This is a genomic window from Achromobacter sp. Marseille-Q4954 (assembly GCF_943737025.1).
Classification (GTDB): Bacteria; Pseudomonadota; Gammaproteobacteria; order Burkholderiales; family Burkholderiaceae_B; genus Achromobacter; species Achromobacter bronchisepticus_A.
The window spans coordinates 307,444-322,729 of sequence record NZ_CALSFQ010000002.1 but is presented as its reverse complement, the minus strand read 5'-3'; the positions used below and the strand labels follow the sequence as shown (position 1 = coordinate 322,729).

Annotated in this window: 12 protein-coding genes; 2 read left to right on the top strand and 10 right to left on the bottom strand. The window is 67.4% G+C overall.

Annotated elements, in window-relative coordinates; genetic code table 11:
* Positions 1-9: 9 nt before the first annotated feature.
* The 9 genes from NGK62_RS19535 to NGK62_RS19495 all read right to left on the bottom strand — a co-directional run bounded on the left by NGK62_RS19535 (position 10) and on the right by NGK62_RS19495 (position 12,215).
* Positions 10-1,065, bottom strand: a complete 1,056-nt coding sequence (locus tag NGK62_RS19535) for a hypothetical protein (RefSeq protein WP_251879929.1) — start codon at positions 1,063-1,065, stop codon at positions 10-12.
* Positions 1,058-1,741, bottom strand: a complete 684-nt coding sequence (locus NGK62_RS19530) for a TetR/AcrR family transcriptional regulator (RefSeq protein WP_059380060.1) — start codon at positions 1,739-1,741, stop codon at positions 1,058-1,060. The genes NGK62_RS19535 and NGK62_RS19530 overlap by 8 nt, the downstream gene beginning before the upstream one ends.
* Positions 1,738-2,919: an acyl-CoA dehydrogenase family protein gene (locus tag NGK62_RS19525; protein ID WP_059380059.1), complete on the bottom strand. Its 1,182-nt coding sequence runs from the start codon at positions 2,917-2,919 to the stop codon at positions 1,738-1,740. Before NGK62_RS19525 ends, NGK62_RS19530 begins: the two co-directional genes overlap by 4 nt.
* A gap of 159 nt (positions 2,920-3,078) precedes the next feature.
* A complete protein-coding gene (locus tag NGK62_RS19520) occupies positions 3,079-3,960 on the bottom strand; it encodes a DMT family transporter (protein ID WP_059380058.1) in 882 nt (293 codons plus the stop codon).
* Positions 3,961-4,333: 373 nt separating this feature from the next.
* Entirely contained in the window at positions 4,334-6,958 is a 2,625-nt protein-coding gene (locus NGK62_RS19515; protein ID WP_059380057.1) for an AAA family ATPase, read from the bottom strand.
* Positions 6,955-8,082: a metallophosphoesterase family protein gene (locus NGK62_RS19510; RefSeq protein ID WP_251879927.1), complete on the bottom strand. Its 1,128-nt coding sequence runs from the start codon at positions 8,080-8,082 to the stop codon at positions 6,955-6,957. The genes NGK62_RS19515 and NGK62_RS19510 overlap by 4 nt, the downstream gene beginning before the upstream one ends.
* A 40-nt stretch (positions 8,083-8,122) precedes the next feature.
* Positions 8,123-9,916: an acyl-CoA dehydrogenase family protein gene (locus NGK62_RS19505; protein ID WP_251879925.1), complete on the bottom strand. Its 1,794-nt coding sequence runs from the start codon at positions 9,914-9,916 to the stop codon at positions 8,123-8,125.
* A 72-nt stretch (positions 9,917-9,988) separates the two neighbouring features.
* Complete coding sequence (locus NGK62_RS19500) at positions 9,989-11,215, bottom strand: CaiB/BaiF CoA transferase family protein (RefSeq protein WP_251879923.1); 1,227 nt, start codon at positions 11,213-11,215, stop codon at positions 9,989-9,991.
* Between the two features lie 31 nt (positions 11,216-11,246).
* The gene (locus tag NGK62_RS19495) at positions 11,247-12,215 is read right to left on the bottom strand and encodes a Bug family tripartite tricarboxylate transporter substrate binding protein (RefSeq protein WP_059380053.1); all 969 of its coding nucleotides are present in this window, start codon (positions 12,213-12,215) and stop codon (positions 11,247-11,249) included.
* Between the two features lie 183 nt (positions 12,216-12,398).
* Between NGK62_RS19495 and NGK62_RS19490 the strand changes: the two genes are divergently transcribed.
* The gene (locus NGK62_RS19490; protein WP_251879921.1) at positions 12,399-13,283 is read left to right on the top strand and encodes a LysR substrate-binding domain-containing protein; all 885 of its coding nucleotides are present in this window, start codon (positions 12,399-12,401) and stop codon (positions 13,281-13,283) included.
* An 84-nt stretch (positions 13,284-13,367) separates the two neighbouring features.
* On the opposite strand, the gene NGK62_RS19485 is transcribed toward NGK62_RS19490, so the two are convergent.
* Positions 13,368-14,669, bottom strand: coding sequence for a D-amino acid dehydrogenase (locus NGK62_RS19485; protein ID WP_251879919.1), 1,302 nt, complete (start codon positions 14,667-14,669; stop codon positions 13,368-13,370).
* 135 nt (positions 14,670-14,804) lie between these two features.
* Between NGK62_RS19485 and NGK62_RS19480 the strand changes: the two genes are divergently transcribed.
* Complete coding sequence (locus NGK62_RS19480; protein ID WP_013394098.1) at positions 14,805-15,272, top strand: Lrp/AsnC ligand binding domain-containing protein; 468 nt, start codon at positions 14,805-14,807, stop codon at positions 15,270-15,272.
* Positions 15,273-15,286 lie beyond the last annotated feature (14 nt).

The following is a 15,286-nucleotide window of genomic DNA, read 5'->3' as shown; positions in this document are numbered from 1 at the left end:
AATCCAAGGTCAGGCCGAAGCGCGGGCGATCAGCCAGTTGAATTCCCTGCCCTGCGCGCCCGCTTGCGTGCTCATGCGCAGCGCAAGCCGGTGGTTGTGCGCATCCAGCGCGCCTTCCAGCAGGCCGTTCCAGGCTTGCGCCACGCAAGGGTGCGCATCGGCCACGGCGTCCATCAGGTTCCAGCCTTTTTGCGTCACGCGCACGCCTTCCGGTGTTTCGCTCAACTCGCACGCGTCGCCCTGCGCTTGCGCCAGCGCCGCCATGAAGCGCCCGAACTGCAGCGCGGAGCCATCCTGCTCCACGCCCAGCGCCCGCGCCGTCTCGTGATAGAACTGCATGCCTATCATTCGTCCGGTCAGGTGCAATAGCCCGGTCGCTTCCTCCGGCCCCCACAGGTTCACCGCCACGGGCAAGGCGCTGCGCACGTACTCCATGGCGTAGTTGCGGCTGGCCTTGGCCAGGCGCGTCGCGGGCCAATCCACGGTGGGCAGCGTCGGCGCGGCCGCGGCGTCGAAATCGGGCGCGTCCTCATTGCGGCTAAAGCGCAGGCGTTCGTGCGGCTGCAGGTCGCGGTCGTATTCGTAGTAGTAGCCCTCCAGTCCCGACTGGCCGTCGACCGCCTGCTTGGTGCACACGAAACCCAGCCGCGGATTGTTGAGCGACACGCCGTTCTGCGCATGCCAGCCCGCCAGCATGGCGCGCGACACCTCCGACGGTATCGCGCACAGCGCGGTGCCCGACCAGATCCAGCGCGGCGCGGAATAGCGTATCCAGGCCTTGCGGTCGGACTCGTGCATGTACTGCACCGCCACGCCGCCAATATGGTTGGACAGATAGTGGTACTGAGCCGCCGCGACCGCGGGCGGCAGATGCGCGATGCCCAGCTTCTTCAGGCCTGGCAGGAAGCGCTCGTTGCGCTGGCGGCAGAAGATCTCGTAGACCAGTTCAGCCGCGCGCGCCGTGCCGCGGCGCGTCACGGCCGACAGGACGATGCCGGTGAAGAACGCGTGATACCACTCGGAAACCGCGCGCCAGCCGCGTTCCTCGGATTGCATTTCATGCATGGCCATTCACTCCAGTAGGAACCGCCACGGAACCGGGCAGCAGGGATTGCATGGACGCGACGGCGAAATCCGCAATGTCGCGCGCAATGGCCTCGCGATCCGCGTCGGATTCCCCGGCCCTGGGGCGATACCACATGGTGGTCCAGTTCAAGGCGCCCAGCAGCGGCTTGACCTGCAAGGCCGGCGGGCCTCGCCGGAAGTCTCCGGTCGCCATGCCCGCCTCGACCACACTGCGGAACAGCGACTCGTAGCGGTCGCGCTGCCGCACCAGTTCTTCCAGTTCGGCGCGCTGGCCCGCCGTGGTGCGGCCGGCCAGGTGCAGTTCGACGCCCTGCACGGTGACGCGCTGGTATGGCAGATGCGCCATCATCAGATGCGTGTGGGCATGGGCCATGTTCCAGAGCCGCTGGGGCGGCGACGCGGCGGCGTCCTCCGCCAGCGGCGTCACCGTGTCCAGGTTCAACTGCATCGCGCGCCGGTGCACGGCGAAGAACAGGTCGGTCTTGCTGCGGTAGTAGTAATAGACGCTGCCTTTCGTGACGCCGATCAGGTCGGCGACCGAATCGATCGTGGTCGCCGCGAATCCCATCTCGGTGAAGGCATGCGCGGCAGCGTCCAGCAACTCCACTTGCCGCAGCGGCATCTCGTCATAAGGAATGGCAGTCTTGGCTTTCATGCGAACTCCCGGCGCTGCGCCGCGGCGCCTGCGCTTTTCTTGATGGCGCGGGCCAGGACCACGCGCTGGATTTCGGAGGTGCCTTCGTAGATTTCGGTGATGCGCTGGTCCCGGTAGCAGCGTTCCACCGCGCTCGGCTTCACGTAGCCGCGCCCGGCCAGGATCTGCATCGCGTCGTCCACCACGCTGTGCGAGGTTTCGCTGGCCAGCAGCTTGGCCATCGCGCCCAGCGTGCCGATGTCCTGCCCGGCGTCGTAGGCGCGCGCCGCCTCGTAGGTCATCATCCGCGACGACGACAACGCGGTGGCGGCGTCGGCCAGCTTGAAGCCCACGCCCTGGTGGTCGATGATGCTGCGCCCGAAAGTCTGGCGCCCCACCGCGAAGTCCCGCGCCTCGGCATAGCTGCACAGGGCGATGCCATTGGCCTGGGCAGCCACCACCACGCGGCCGATGCTCAAGGTCGCCAAGGCGAGCTTCAGCCCTTCTCCCAGCGTTCCGACCACGCTCTCCGCGCCGACCCAGGTGTCCAGTTTCAGGTTGGTGGTGGTGGTGCCGCGTATGCCCATCTTGTCTTCGTAGTGGTCCACCACCACGCCACTGGCATCGCGGTCGACCACGAACGCGCTGATATTGTTGCGCGCACCAGGCTCGCCTGTACGGGCGAACACGATGAAATGGCGCGAATGCCCGCCATTGCCCAGCCAGCATTTTTCACCCCGGATGCGCCACCCGTCGCCTTCAGGCACGGCAGTGGTCAACAGGGCTGCCGCATCCGAACCCGCGCCGCGCTCGCTCAGGGCAAAGTTGACCGCGTGGCCGTCCCGCGCCAGGCCGCCCAGCAGCACCATCTTCTGTTCGGCCGAGCCTCCCAGGATGACCGGAAACGCGCCCAGCGACAGCGCCGCCAGGATGGCGGCCGTGGAGGCGCAGCCCTGCGCCACGGCTTCCACCACCGCCACCAGCGAGGTCAGCGATGCCCCTGCGCCACCGTATTCGGCCGGGATGAAGAGTCCCGAGATTCCGCTTTCCCGCAACGGCGCCAGATGCTCCACGGGATAGCGCTGTTCCCGGTCTATGGCGGCGGCGGCCGGCGCAAACGCCTGCGCGGTCAAGTCTGCGGCCTTGTCGCGCCAGGCGCTTGCTTGCGGGTCGAGCGAGGGATTCCAGATCACGGACATCATTGTCTCCAGCAACATACTAACGAGTATTTAATCGACTGGATGAGAACATACTACTTGGTATTTTTCTCCGATACCCAGGGAAAACCCGCAACACAAGGACTTGTCCCGCGGGTGCACCCAAGTCCGCCCGCGGGGTCATGCCTCAATAGGCGACGGTCAGGTCTGCGCCGCTTTCGCCGCCGGCGCCGGACTGCGCAACACCAGCATCAGCCCAAGCAGGATCGCCGCCATCCCGCCCAGACTCAACGCCGACAACCGGTTGCCCAGGATGAGGTAATCCAGCGCCGCCGTGCCGGCCGGAACCAGATAGAACAAGCTGGTGACGTTGACCAGGTTGCCGGCCTGGATCATGCGGTAGAACAGCAGGGTCGCGCCCACCGAAATCACCAGGCCCATCCAGATCAGCGGCAGGATGAAGCCTGTCACCCACTCCACCCGGATGGGCTGGAACGGCACGAACAGCAGGCACAGCGCCAGGCTGACCAGGTACTGCAGCGGCATGACGTCCATGGGCGTCTGGCGCACGCGCTTCTGCAGCATGGCGCCGCTGGTCATGCAGAGCAGCGCGGCCAGCGCGTAAACCATGCCGGCCGCGGAGAAGCGCGCCATGCCTATGCTCTGGTAGACCACCATCACCAGCCCGCACAAGGCTAGGCCGAGGCCCGCCAGGCGCGGCAATGAATAGCGCCTTTCCATCACGGCCAGCGTCAGGATGGGCTGCGCGCCCAGCAGCGTGGCCAGCACGCCGGGCGTGATGCCGTGGTCCAGCGCCAGCAGATAGCAGATGGAATAGCCGCCGATGAGCAGCAGGCCCGTGGCCGCCACCGTCAGGCGCGTGCCCGGCGCTGGCAGCCAACGCCGCCGCCATGCGCACAACAGCAGCAGCACGGCCAACGCCAGGATGAAACGCAACAGCAGGAAGCCGAAGGCGGAGGCATGGGACAGCCCCCATTTGGCGAAAATCGCGCCGCCGCTCCACAGCAGCACGAACAAGGAAGTGGAGCCATAGGAGGTCCACGCGGATCTATCGAAAGACATGAGGTTTCTACCTGTCGGGGTATGAACAGGCTCCAGCCCCGCCCGCGCGAGCGGGCATAGGCATGCGCTAGACGGATGCAATACGCATCAGGACATCTGGCGCAGCTTTTGAAAAGAGGACTGGAGTCGCGTTGCGGACGGCGTCAGCCGACGACGACCGCGCAAGGCGGGTAAGCGCCCGAGACGACGCCGCAAGGCGGCGCGACCGGCGGCGATACCACCGTGGACACGACAGGAGAAAAACCGGGGGAAACTGCGGAGCGCCGGGACAGCACACGCGCACGCGTATCCGCTGCGCAGGCAGCGGATGCGAAATCGGCGAAGGGCGTGTGGTCAGGCATGGGGCGTAGCCTACCGGCTGCGCGCGGCGCGGTCAAGCGATGCGCCGCTGCTCCACGCCCATGTCGCGCCATGCTTCGCCATGGCAGGTGAACATCAGGATCTGATGCCGCGTGGCCGCGTCGAATAGCGCGCGCTTCATGAAGTCGCGCCGCATGTCGTCCGTGTGGACCAGCGCGTCGTCGAGCAGCAGCAGCGTCGGCCGACCTGCTTCGCGCAGCAGGTCGGCATAGGCGAAGCGGGCCAGGATGCCCAGCTGTTCGCGCGTGCCGAAGCTGAGCGCGGACAGCTGGTCCTCGCCACCGGCGCGGCGCAACGCCATGGGCAACAAGGCATCGTCCAGCCGCAGGTCGGCTTCGGGGAACAGCAGCGCCAGGTAGTGGTTCAGCCGGCGCGCCAGCGGCGCCTGCAGGCGTTGCGTGGCCGCGGCGCGCTTGTCCGCCAGCAGCTTTTGCAGGAGTTCCAGCGCAGCGGCGCGGCGGGCGAAGTCGGCGCGCCGCCGTTCCAGGCGTTCGCAGGCGGCCTCGGCCTCGGACAGGCGTTCGCCCAGCCCCTGGGCGCCCGCCTGGTCCAGCTTGCCTTGCAACTGCAGGATTTCGCCGTGGCGCTTGTGCTGCGCCTCGCGCTCGATGGCGGCGGACTTCTCGTACCGCTGCACATCCTGTTCGACCAGTTCGGGGCGGTGGCCAGCCAATGCCGCCTGCGCGTCGCGCACGCGGCGCTCCAGCTCGTCGTGGCTGCTGCGCGCTTCGGCAAGCCGGCCCGCGCGGGCCTGCCGTTGCGCTGCGCGCTCCGGTGATTGAAGTTCGGCATTGCGCGCCGCCGCCTGGTTTTCCAGCAATTGGGCGCGCGCGCCGTCGGTATCCATGGCGCGCTGCGCGGCGGCCAGCGCGGTTTCGGCCTGCGCCGCAACCGCCTCGGCTTCACGCAGGGACTGCAGCGCCGCGGGCAGATCGCCGCCGTCCGCTGCGGGCGCAGCCGGCAGCTTGTCCAGTCGTTCCTGCAATTGCGCGCGGCGCGCCAGCGCGTCATCGCGCTGGCCCCGCAACACGTCCACGCCCTTGGGCGCATGGATGCCCAGCGTCTTGCGCATGCCTTCCAGTTCGCGCAGCAAGGCGCCGTAGCGGGCATGGCGTTGCTCGGCCTGCGCCAGGCTTTCGACGTCCAGGCGTTGCAGCAAGGCCGCGCTGGCCGCCCGGGCCGCGTCGATTTCGCGCTTGAGCGCGGGCAGGTCCTTGCCGCCCGGCTCGATGCGCAAGCGCCCGACGCCCGGCAGTTCCAGTTCGGCGGCGGCCGTCAGCAAGACCTCGTCGGCGCCGCTCAGCATCCGGCCGTCCAACAGCGCCCGGCCGCCCGCTTCCAGCTGATAGGACAGGCGCGTGGCGCTGGCCTGCTGCTGCAATTGCAGATTGGCCAGTTCGCGTTCGCGCTTGCGCAAGGCTTCCATGTCGGCGTCGGCGATTTCGAGACGCATGGTCTCGGCCTTGAGCGCGGAGCCCTGCTCGATCAATGCGGTGACTTCATTCAATGCGCCGTCCAGGCGTTCGATCTCCGCGCCCAGCTGGACCAGTTGATGCTCCAGGTCGCGCCGGTCGGCCACGGCCTGCACCGCGGTGACGCGCTGGCGCGCTGCGTCCATCGCGGCGGCATGCGCCTGGCGCTGCTGTTGGGCTCGCGCCAGCGGTTCGCGCGCGGCCTCGACCCGGGCGCGCGCGGCGCGGGCCTCGTGGACCAGGGCTTGGAGTTCGGCCTCGTCCTGCTGGTCGCGCCGGACCTGGTCCTGCAACAGCGCCAGCGTCTGCGCGGCCTGCGCCTGTTCGCGGCGCAGACCGTCGAAGGCTTCGCGCTCCTTGGCCAGCGCGGCCAGGCGCGCGCGCGCTTCGGCCGCCTTGGCCTCGAAGTCCTTCCAGGGTTCGCCGGCCTGGGCGCGCTCGTGGTCGCGACGCAATTCGGCCAGGCGATCCACGTCGGCGTTCAGTTGCGCCATGGCCTGCGCGCATTCGTCGCGTTCGGCCGCGGCGCGCGCCAGCGCGTCCTCGGCTTCCTTGTAGGCGCCCTTGGGGCGGCCATTGCGCGCGTCCAGCAGCGCGCCGCGCTCAGCGGCCACGCGCTCGTAGAGGCGGTCGCCATCGCCCGAAGCCAGTTCGCCGGACAGTTGCGTCAAGGCTTCGCGCAGATGCGCGCCCGCATGGCCGGCCGCTTCCTGCAGGTTCTGGCCGTCGCCCTGCTGGATCCACAACAGGCCGGGTATGCCCGCCAGGTCCGGCTTGCTCTGGCCGCGTCCCGGCAATTCAAAGCCCAGCAAGGCGGCCAGCGCGTTTTCGGCTTCTTCGCCGTCCAGGCGCTGCGCGCCGCCATCGATCAGCAGTTCGCAGCGGGCGCGCGACAGGAATTGCTTCTTCAGGACGTAGCTGTGCCCGGCATGCGTGAACTCCAGTTCCACGCTGGGCCGCGCGCCGGACTCGCCGTGCGGCGCCAGGTCGGCGACCTTGCTGGTGCTGTAGCGTTCGAGAAAGGCGGAACGGATGGCCGCGGCCACGGTGCTCTTGCCGGCTTCGTTCGGGCCCACGAACAGGTTCAGGCCATCCTGCAGCCCCTCCAGCGCCATGGGCTGGCGGAACTTGCGGAATTCTTCCAGGGCGATGCGCGACAGCTTCATTTGGCGGCTCCCGGCGCGGCGCTTTCGCGTTGGAACCGCAGCAGCAGCCGCAATGCCTCGCCAGCGACCGCGGATTGGTCCGGATCGGCCTGCAGCGCCTGCAATTGCGCCGCTACTTCACCCACGTAGCCGCTGGCGCGCAGTTCAGCCAGGTCGGCTTCGTCCGGTTCCAGCATGAGGCCGGACAGGTCCGGCAACAGCGCGCGCACTTGCGCTGCGGCCTGGTCCACGGCGCGTTGCAGCGCCTCCCAGGTTTCCATGTTGACGTGCCCCTGCGCTTCCAGCCGCAGGACATCTTCCGCACGCAGCGCTGCCATGCGCGCGGCCAGCGCCTGCGCGTCCGAGGGCAGGCTCAGCGTTTCCGTCCAGGCCGACCAGCGGTACTTGCCCGTGGCCAGCCGCTCGACGGCGGGCGTGGCGCCCGGCGCGTCGATGCGCACATGCAGCGCGTACCCGGGCTCGTTGCCGCGAAAGCGGTCCTGCTCCGGCGTGCCGGCATACCAGGTGTGCTCGTCGATGGACAGGCAGCCGTGCCAGTCGCCCAGCGCCAGGTAGTCCAGGCGCGCGCGCGCCGCACGGTCCGGGGCGATGGGATTGGTGGCGTCTATGGTGTCCGGCAGGCGGCCCGCCACGCTGCCGTGCGCCAGGCCCACGCGGATGCGGCCGGCTTCGGTTTCCAGCGCGTCGAAGGCCTGGGTCACGTCGTCGTAGGTATGGCGTTGCGTCAGGGGCGCGGCCAGCACGGCGAGATTGATCGCCGCCAGATCGACCACGCCGGTGCGCAGCGGCACATGCACGTTGGATGGAATGCAGCCCAGCTGCATCGCCCGGCTCCAGACGCTGTCGGCCAGCACGGCGTCATGGTTGCCGGCGATCATGACCCAAGGCCCGGCGTAAGCGGCCATGGCCGCGAACAGCCGGCGTATCGTGCGGTCCGACACGCCCTGCGTGTCGAACACGTCGCCCGCCACCAGCACGGCGTCCACGCCGCGTTCGGCCGCCAGCGCGGCGATGCGGGCCACGACGTCGAAGCGCGCCTCGGCCAGCATGGCGGCGTCGTCGGTTTCAAACTGGCCGTATTGTCGGCCGATCTGCCAGTCGGCGGTGTGCAGGAAATGGGTCATGCGCGGAATTGTAAGAGCAAGACCCCTGCCGCGGCTCCTCTCAGGATGACAAAGCCAGCACCGGCAGAACCTGCGCCAGCGTCAAGGGCTCGGTTTGCAGCATCAGCCTGTCTCCCTGCGTCTCTGCGTCCGCCTCGGCGTCGCGCAGGGGATCGGCGGGCAGCAGATAGTGGCGCAGCACCGCGTCGGCAAGCAGCAGGCGGCGCGCATCCACCCCGGGCTGGCAGCTCTCCCAGGCCATGAACACCGCCGCCGATGCGTAATAGAGTGCGGATGCCGCGCGGCGCACCTGCGCCTCATGCTGTTCGTCCGTCCCGACGGCCTGGGCCAGGCTGACGGCGCGGCGCAGGCAGTCCCGCGCCGTTGCGCGCCAGGCGCGGGGCAAGGCGGACGCCTCCTCCAGCTTGCTCTCCAGCAAGGCCGACAAGGCCTCGTGCGCCCGATCCTTGCGCACGGCGCGCTGGATCGCGTCGAGCGCGTTGATGTTGCTGGTTCCCTCCCATAGCACGCCTATGTGCGCGTCGCGCACCAGCCGGGCATTGACGAAGTCTTCGATGTAGCCGTTGCCGCCGCGTATCTCCATCGCGCCCGTTGCCACGGCGATGTTGTCCCGGCACGTGCGCAGCTTGAGCAGCGGCGTCAGCAGCCGCAGCGCCTGGGCGGCGTGCGCGGCGCCCTCCTGCGCCCGCCGCATGATGTCGGCCGTGGCCATGACCATGGACAACGCCGCTTCCGTCGGCGTCAACAGTTTCAACAACTGGCGGCGCAGCAGCGGATAGCCGATGACATCGCGTCCGAACGCCCGCCGATGGCGCGCGGCCAGCATGGCCTCGTTGAGGCAGCGCCGCATCATTGCCGCCGCGCGCACGCCGTGCGACAGACGCGACAGGTTGACCTGCTCCATCATGTGCTTGAGTCCCTGGTCCGCCTCCCCCACCAGGTACGCCTGGGCGCCTTCCAGGCGAATCTCGCCGCTGGCCATCGAGCGCGTGCCCAGCTTGTCCTTCAGCCGGACGATGCGATAGGCATTGCGGCTGCCGTCTTCCAGGCGCCGCGGCATCGCAAACAGAGCCAAGCCGCGCGTGCCCGCCGGTGCGCCTTCGGGACGGGCCAACAGCAAGGCGATGTCCGCGTCGGTGTGCGAGCAGAACCATTTTTCCCCGTACAGGCGCCAAATCCCGTCAGTCTGGCGGGCCACGGTTTCCAGGGCACCCACGTCGGACCCCCCGGTCTTCTCCGTCATGAATTGCGTTCCCTTCCAGAGCGCGGCTGGGTCGCTGGACAGCATGCGCGGCAGCAGCTTTTCCTTCAGGGCGGGGCTGCCGAATTTCCTGATCAGATGGATCGAGGTATCGGATACGCTGATCGGACACATCTGGCCGAACTCGGCCTGGACAAACAAGTATTGCAGCGCATACTTCGCCACCGGCGGCAGCGGCGCATCGCAGCCCAGCACGCCGGCGCGATGGCTCATGGCATGGAACTGGAAATCCGCGAACGCGATATGTTCCATCTCCTGGTAGGCCGGGTGGTACTCGATCCAGTCTTCGTCCTCGCCCCAGCGCGTGCGCGCGTGCAGCACGGGCGGATACTTGTCCGCCACGGTTGCCAAGGCATTGAGGCGCCCCCCCGCCAATTGCCCCATGCGCTGGAACTGCGGCAGCAGCTGCGCATGCGCGGCAGCGGGCAGGTACAGCCTCAGCAGGTCCTGCAGACCCCGATCCAACGCGTAGAAATCCAGGCCTGCGCAGTCGGGCGCGAGGAAATGGGAGCTCTGCGAAGAGCGCTCCGGACGCGGGCGTACGTATTCATCGTATCTGGCTGAAAATGACATGGACAGCTCCTGAAGGTCGTGGACGGACGCCGCGCCTGAAGCGGCGCGCGGGCATGCGTCGGCAATGGAAAATCAGATGACGCCGGCAGCGCGCAAATGCGTCAGCGCGGCATCCGAGTAGCCAAGACGCTGCGTCAGCACGTCTCTTGTGTGCTCGCCCAACACGGGCGGACCCGCGGCATGGTCCAGCGGCGTCGCCGAAAACCGCATGGGGCTGGCGATGCCCGGGCAGGTGCCGCCCGTCGACAAGGGCAAATCCACGCGCAGGCCGCGGTGCACGACCTGCGGATCGGTGAAGGTCTCGGAGTAGGTGTTGATCGGTCCGCTGGGCACCCCCGCAAGTTCCAGCCGCTGCTGCCACGCCGCGCTGGTATCCGTCTTCATGATTTCAGCCAGCAGGGGCAACAGCGTGTCGCGATGGGTCAGACGCCCGCTGACCTTGGCATAGCGCGGGTCTTGCGCCAGGTCCGGCCGCCGGATCTCCTGGCAATAGGCCGCGAACTGGCTGTCGTTGCCCACGGCCACGATCAAGCGCCCATCCGCTGTGTCGAACACCTGGTATGGCACTGCGTTGGCGTGCGCGTTGCCATAGCGCTTGGGCGCCTTGCCGGACACCAGGTAGTTCACGGCGGGGTTGCTGCCGAACGCCAGCACGCAGTCCAGCAAGGCCATGTCTATGTGCTGCCCCTGCCCGCTGCGTTCGCGCCAGGCCAAGGCGGCCGCAATCGCCAGGCTGGCGTACATGCCCGTGGTGATGTCCGCCACGGCGACCCCTACTTTCTGCGGCCCTGCGCCGGGCAGGCCATCGGCCTCGCCGGTGACGCTCATCAAGCCGCCCATGCCCTGAAAAATGAAGTCGTACCCCGGCCGGTGGCGATACGGCCCGGTCTGCCCGAATCCCGTGATCGAGCAATAGACCAGCGCGGGGTTGTCGGCGCGCAGGTCTTCATAACTCAATCCATAGCGCGCCAGGGTGCCGACCTTGTAGTTTTCCACCAGCACGTCCGAGTCCGCCGCCAGCCGGCGGACGATGTCCTGGCCTTCGGCGGTGGAAATGTCCACCGTCACGGATTTCTTGCCGCGATTGGTCGACGCGTAGTAGCCCGAATCCTCGCGCGGCCGCTCTCCCGCATCAGGCATCCAGGGCGGCCCCCAGCCGCGGGTATCGTCGCCAGCGCCAGGGCGTTCGATCTTGATCACGTCCGCGCCCAGGTCGGCAAGGTTCTGCGTGCACCAGGGCCCTGCCAGCACGCGGGTCAGGTCGAGCACGCGAATATGGGATAACGGTTTGATTGCCATGTGTCTTGAGCCTCGATGCCGATGCGGCGCTTTAATCGATGCGGATGTCCGCGTCCTTGATGACCTGCCCATAGCGCGCGCTTTCCTCGCGCATGTAGGCGCTGAAGGCGTCGCCGAAGTACCCCACCGGCTCTCCCCCGGTGCGCAGCAGGGCTTCGCGCACGTCGGCCTGGGTCATGATCTGTTCGATGGCGCCGCTCAGCGACTTGACGATGGCCGGCGGCGTGCCCGATGGCGCCAGGATGCCGACCCACGCGGACATCCTCATGTCCGGGTAGCCCAGTTCCGCCGTGGTCGGCAATTGCGGCAGCACCGCGGAGCGCTTGTCGCTCATGACGGCCAGCGCGGTCAGCTTGCCGGCCTGGATCTGCGGCAAGCCCGTGAACGCGGGTTCGAACGTGACGGAGACTTCGCCGCCCATCACAGCCGCCTTGGCAGGCGCGCTGCCCTTGTACGGCACATGCAGGAGATTGACGCTGGCCCGGGATCGCAGCATCTCGCCGGCCAGGTGCGCCGTCGAGCCAGCGCCGTACGAGGCATAACTGAACTCGCCCGGCTTGGCCTGGGCCAGGCCCACAAACTGCGCCAGCGTCTGCGCCGGGACCTTCGGGTTGACGACGATGACGCTGGGCGTGCTGGCCACCAGCGCAATCGGCGCAAAGCTCTTGACCGCGTCATACGGCAATTTCGGGTACAGCCAGGGATTGATCGTCAGCGTGGTGTTGGTTGCCGCCAGCAAGGTGTAGCCGTCGGGCTTGGCGTTGGCCACCATCTCCGCGCCGATGATGGTGGCGGCGCCCGCGCGGTTTTCCACGATCACCGGCTGGCCCAGCCGTTCGCCAAGCTTCTGGCCGATGACGCGCGCCACTACGTCGGTCATGCCGCCGGCCGAGTACGGCACGATCAGACGGATGGGCATGCGGGGATAGTCCTGCGCTTTTGCGGCGCTGGCGGCAAGCAATGCGCTGGCGGCCAGCGCGATGAGGCTAGGGATACGCACGAGAGTCTCCTTGGGGGATCGATCGCGGGTCTGTGCCCGGATTCATAGCCGCGTGTCGCCGCGGTGAAACCCATTATTGGCAACGTGATTTTTCTCGTCCAATATATTTTTTTGTGCTATTCATACAGATATTGGATCAATCTTTTCCCGCCTGTCAGAGTCCCCTAGTCCGCGAGCCTCTCCATGGATCTGCGTCAACTCCGCTACTTCGTGGCCGTCGCCGAGGAGCTGCATTTCGGCAGGGCCGCCAAGCGCCTGTCCATCAGCCAGCCTCCCCTCAGCTTCAACATCCGCCAGTTGGAATCCTCGCTAGGCATGGAACTGCTGCGGCGCACCACGCGCGAAGTGGCGCTGACCGAGGCCGGCAAGGTGATCTATCGGGAAGCGTTGAAACTGCTGGCGCTGGCGCGCGACGCCGAGGAACAGGCGCGGCGCGCCGCCAATGGCGAAGCCGGCGCCGTGCATATCGGATTCGTGGGCTCGTCGTTCCTGACACGGCTGGCGTCCGACGTCCGGGCCTTCTGCGTGGCGCGGCCGGACGTCGAGGTAGTGCTGTACGAACTCAGCAGCTACGAACAAATCGACGCGCTGCTGCGCGGCCAGATCGATATCGGGATCGTGCATCCCCGGGTGATGCCCTCCGGCGTCGCGTCACGCGTACTGCACCGCGAGGACTTCGTCTGCCTGCTTCCGGCAACGCATCCCCTGGCCGGACTCCAGACGATCGCCGCGCAGCAGTTGCAACACGACGACTTCGTGCTGTTTCCCCGGGATTTCTCGCCGGGCTACTACGACAAGATACTGGCGCTTTGCCTGCAGGCCGGCTTCACGCCACATATCCGGCACAAGGTCCGCAACATGCTGACGATCGCCACCCTGGTATCGCATGAATTCGGCGTGTCGCTGGTTCCAGCTTCGCTGGGAAAGGTGCAATTGCCGAATCTGGTTTGCCGTCCCCTGACGCATGCGTCGACCCCGTCGGATCTGCGCGGCATCTGGCGTCTCGATGAAACGCAGCCCGCCGTGCTGGCCATGCTGGAGCAATTGGCGCAAGCGCAGCAGCCGTGAAGACAGCGGCCCCGCCGGCGTTCTGCGCTGGCGGGGCCGCTGCAGGCCAGGCTTGCGGCCTGGGCCGAGGGGAGGAAACAGTAATCAGGCGCTCTTGCCGTCCAGCACCAGCGACTGGCTGGACACGGCCTTGCGGTCGTAGCGCGACAGGTCCAGGCCATCGGTGCGGATGGCGGGACGCTGGCCCATGACCTGGTCGGCCACCAGCTTGCCCGAGCCGCAGGCCATGGTCCAGCCCAGCGTGCCGTGGCCGGTGTTCAGGTACAGGTTGCCGTAGCGGGTCGCGCCGACCACCGGGGTGCCGTCCGGCGTCATGGGACGCAGGCCGGTCCAGAACTCGGCCTGGGCCACGTGGCCGCTACCCGGGAACAGGTCGTTGACGACCAGCTCCAGCGTCTTGCGGCGGGCCTCCTTCAGGCGCAGATCGAAGCCCGCGATCTCGGCCATGCCGCCCACGCGGATGCGCTGGTCGAAACGCGTCACGGCGATCTTGTAGGTTTCATCCAGGATGGTCGAAACCGGCGCGGCCGATTCGTCCGCCATGGGGATGGTCAGCGAGTAACCCTTGAGCGGATACACCGGCAGGTCCAGGTCCAGCGGCTTGAGGAAATCGCGCGTGTAGCTGCCGAAGGCGGCGACATAGCGGTCGGCGGTCAGCACTTCATTGCCCACGCGCACGCCGGTGATCTGGCCGCCGGCCGTGTTCAGGCCCGACACCGTCTGGCCGAAACGGAACTCCACGCCCAGACCCTTGGCCAATTCGGCCAGGCGCGTCGTGAACAGCTGGCAGTCGCCGGTTTCGTCATTGGGCAGGCGCAGGCCGCCGCTCAGCTTGTGCAGCGAGCGCGCCAGGGCGGGCTCGGCCGTCACCAGGCGATTGCGGTCCAGCAGTTCGTAGGGCACGCCCACTTCTTCCAGCACCGCGATGTCGCGGCGGGCGGCTTCCAGCTGGGCCTCGGTGCGGAACAGCTGCAGCGTGCCGCGGGTGCGCTCTTCGTAGTGGATGCCGGTGGACTGGCGCAGTTCGCGCAGGCAATCGCGGCTGTACTCGGACAGGCGCAGCATGCGCTCCTTGTTCACCGCGTAGCGTTCGGCCGAACAGTTGGCCAGCATGGACGCCATCCATTTCAGCTGGAACAGGCTGCCGTCCAGGCGGATCGCCAGCGGGGCATGCTTCTGGAACAGCCACTTGATGGCCTTCAGCGGAATGCCGGGCGCGGCCCAGGGCGTGGAATAACCCGGCGAAACCTGTCCGGCGTTGGCGTAGCTGGTCTCCTGCGCCGCCGAAGGCTGGCGGTCCAGCACCGTGACTTTGGCGCCCTGGAGGGCCAGATAATAGGCGGTGGTGGTGCCGATGACGCCGCTGCCGAGGACGATGACGTGCATGATTCTTTCCGGTGATTGGTTTTGTTCAGGAATTTCGGTAGTCTATGGGCCTCTCAGCAGTGAAAAGCACTGAAGATTTTGCTTTGCCAGTGCTTTTTCCCGGCCACCTCCTGTTTTTCGATCGCCAAAAGTGAAATGCGCGAGCTAGACCGTATCGACCTGAAAATCCTGGATATCCTGCAGCGGGAAGGGCGCATTTCCGTGACCGAACTGGCCGACCGGATCAGCCTGTCCGCCACCCCCTGCTCCGACCGCGTCAAGCGCATGGAGCGCGAAGGCGTCATCACGGGTTACCATGCGCGCGTCAATCCGGCGGCGCTGGGCAAGAACCTGCTGGTCTTCCTGGAGATCAAACTGTCGGCCAAGTCCGGCGACGTGTTCGACAAGGTCAAGAAAGAGCTGCTGTACGTGCCCGAAGTCATGGAATGCCATCTGGTATCCGGCGACTTCGACTATCTGGTCAAGGCCCGCCTGACCGAAATGAACGAATACCGCCGTCTCCTCGGCGAAATCCTCAAGCGCCTGCCCGCGTCCGCCGAATCTCGCAGCTACGTGGTCATGGAGGAGATCAAGGAGACGCTGTACCTGCCCGTGGACCGCTAGGCGCGCGCCGCTTC

Excerpts from the sequence above, each read along its gene's own strand:
- NGK62_RS19525 (WP_059380059.1), bottom strand. The coding sequence starts at position 2,919 with ATGTCCGTGATCTGGAATCCCTCGCTCGACCCGCAAGCAAGCGCCTGG.
- NGK62_RS19535 (WP_251879929.1), bottom strand. The coding sequence starts at position 1,065 with ATGCATGAAATGCAATCCGAGGAACGCGGCTGGCGCGCGGTTTCCGAG.
- NGK62_RS19485 (WP_251879919.1), bottom strand. The coding sequence starts at position 14,669 with ATGCACGTCATCGTCCTCGGCAGCGGCGTCATCGGCACCACCACCGCC.
- NGK62_RS19505 (WP_251879925.1), bottom strand. The coding sequence starts at position 9,916 with ATGTCATTTTCAGCCAGATACGATGAATACGTACGCCCGCGTCCGGAG.
- NGK62_RS19515 (WP_059380057.1), bottom strand. The coding sequence starts at position 6,958 with ATGAAGCTGTCGCGCATCGCCCTGGAAGAATTCCGCAAGTTCCGCCAG.
- NGK62_RS19500 (WP_251879923.1), bottom strand. The coding sequence starts at position 11,215 with ATGGCAATCAAACCGTTATCCCATATTCGCGTGCTCGACCTGACCCGC.
- NGK62_RS19480 (WP_013394098.1), top strand. The coding sequence starts at position 14,805 with ATGCGCGAGCTAGACCGTATCGACCTGAAAATCCTGGATATCCTGCAG.
- NGK62_RS19530 (WP_059380060.1), bottom strand. The coding sequence starts at position 1,741 with ATGAAAGCCAAGACTGCCATTCCTTATGACGAGATGCCGCTGCGGCAA.
- NGK62_RS19510 (WP_251879927.1), bottom strand. The coding sequence starts at position 8,082 with ATGACCCATTTCCTGCACACCGCCGACTGGCAGATCGGCCGACAATAC.
- NGK62_RS19490 (WP_251879921.1), top strand. The coding sequence starts at position 12,399 with ATGGATCTGCGTCAACTCCGCTACTTCGTGGCCGTCGCCGAGGAGCTG.
- NGK62_RS19520 (WP_059380058.1), bottom strand. The coding sequence starts at position 3,960 with ATGTCTTTCGATAGATCCGCGTGGACCTCCTATGGCTCCACTTCCTTG.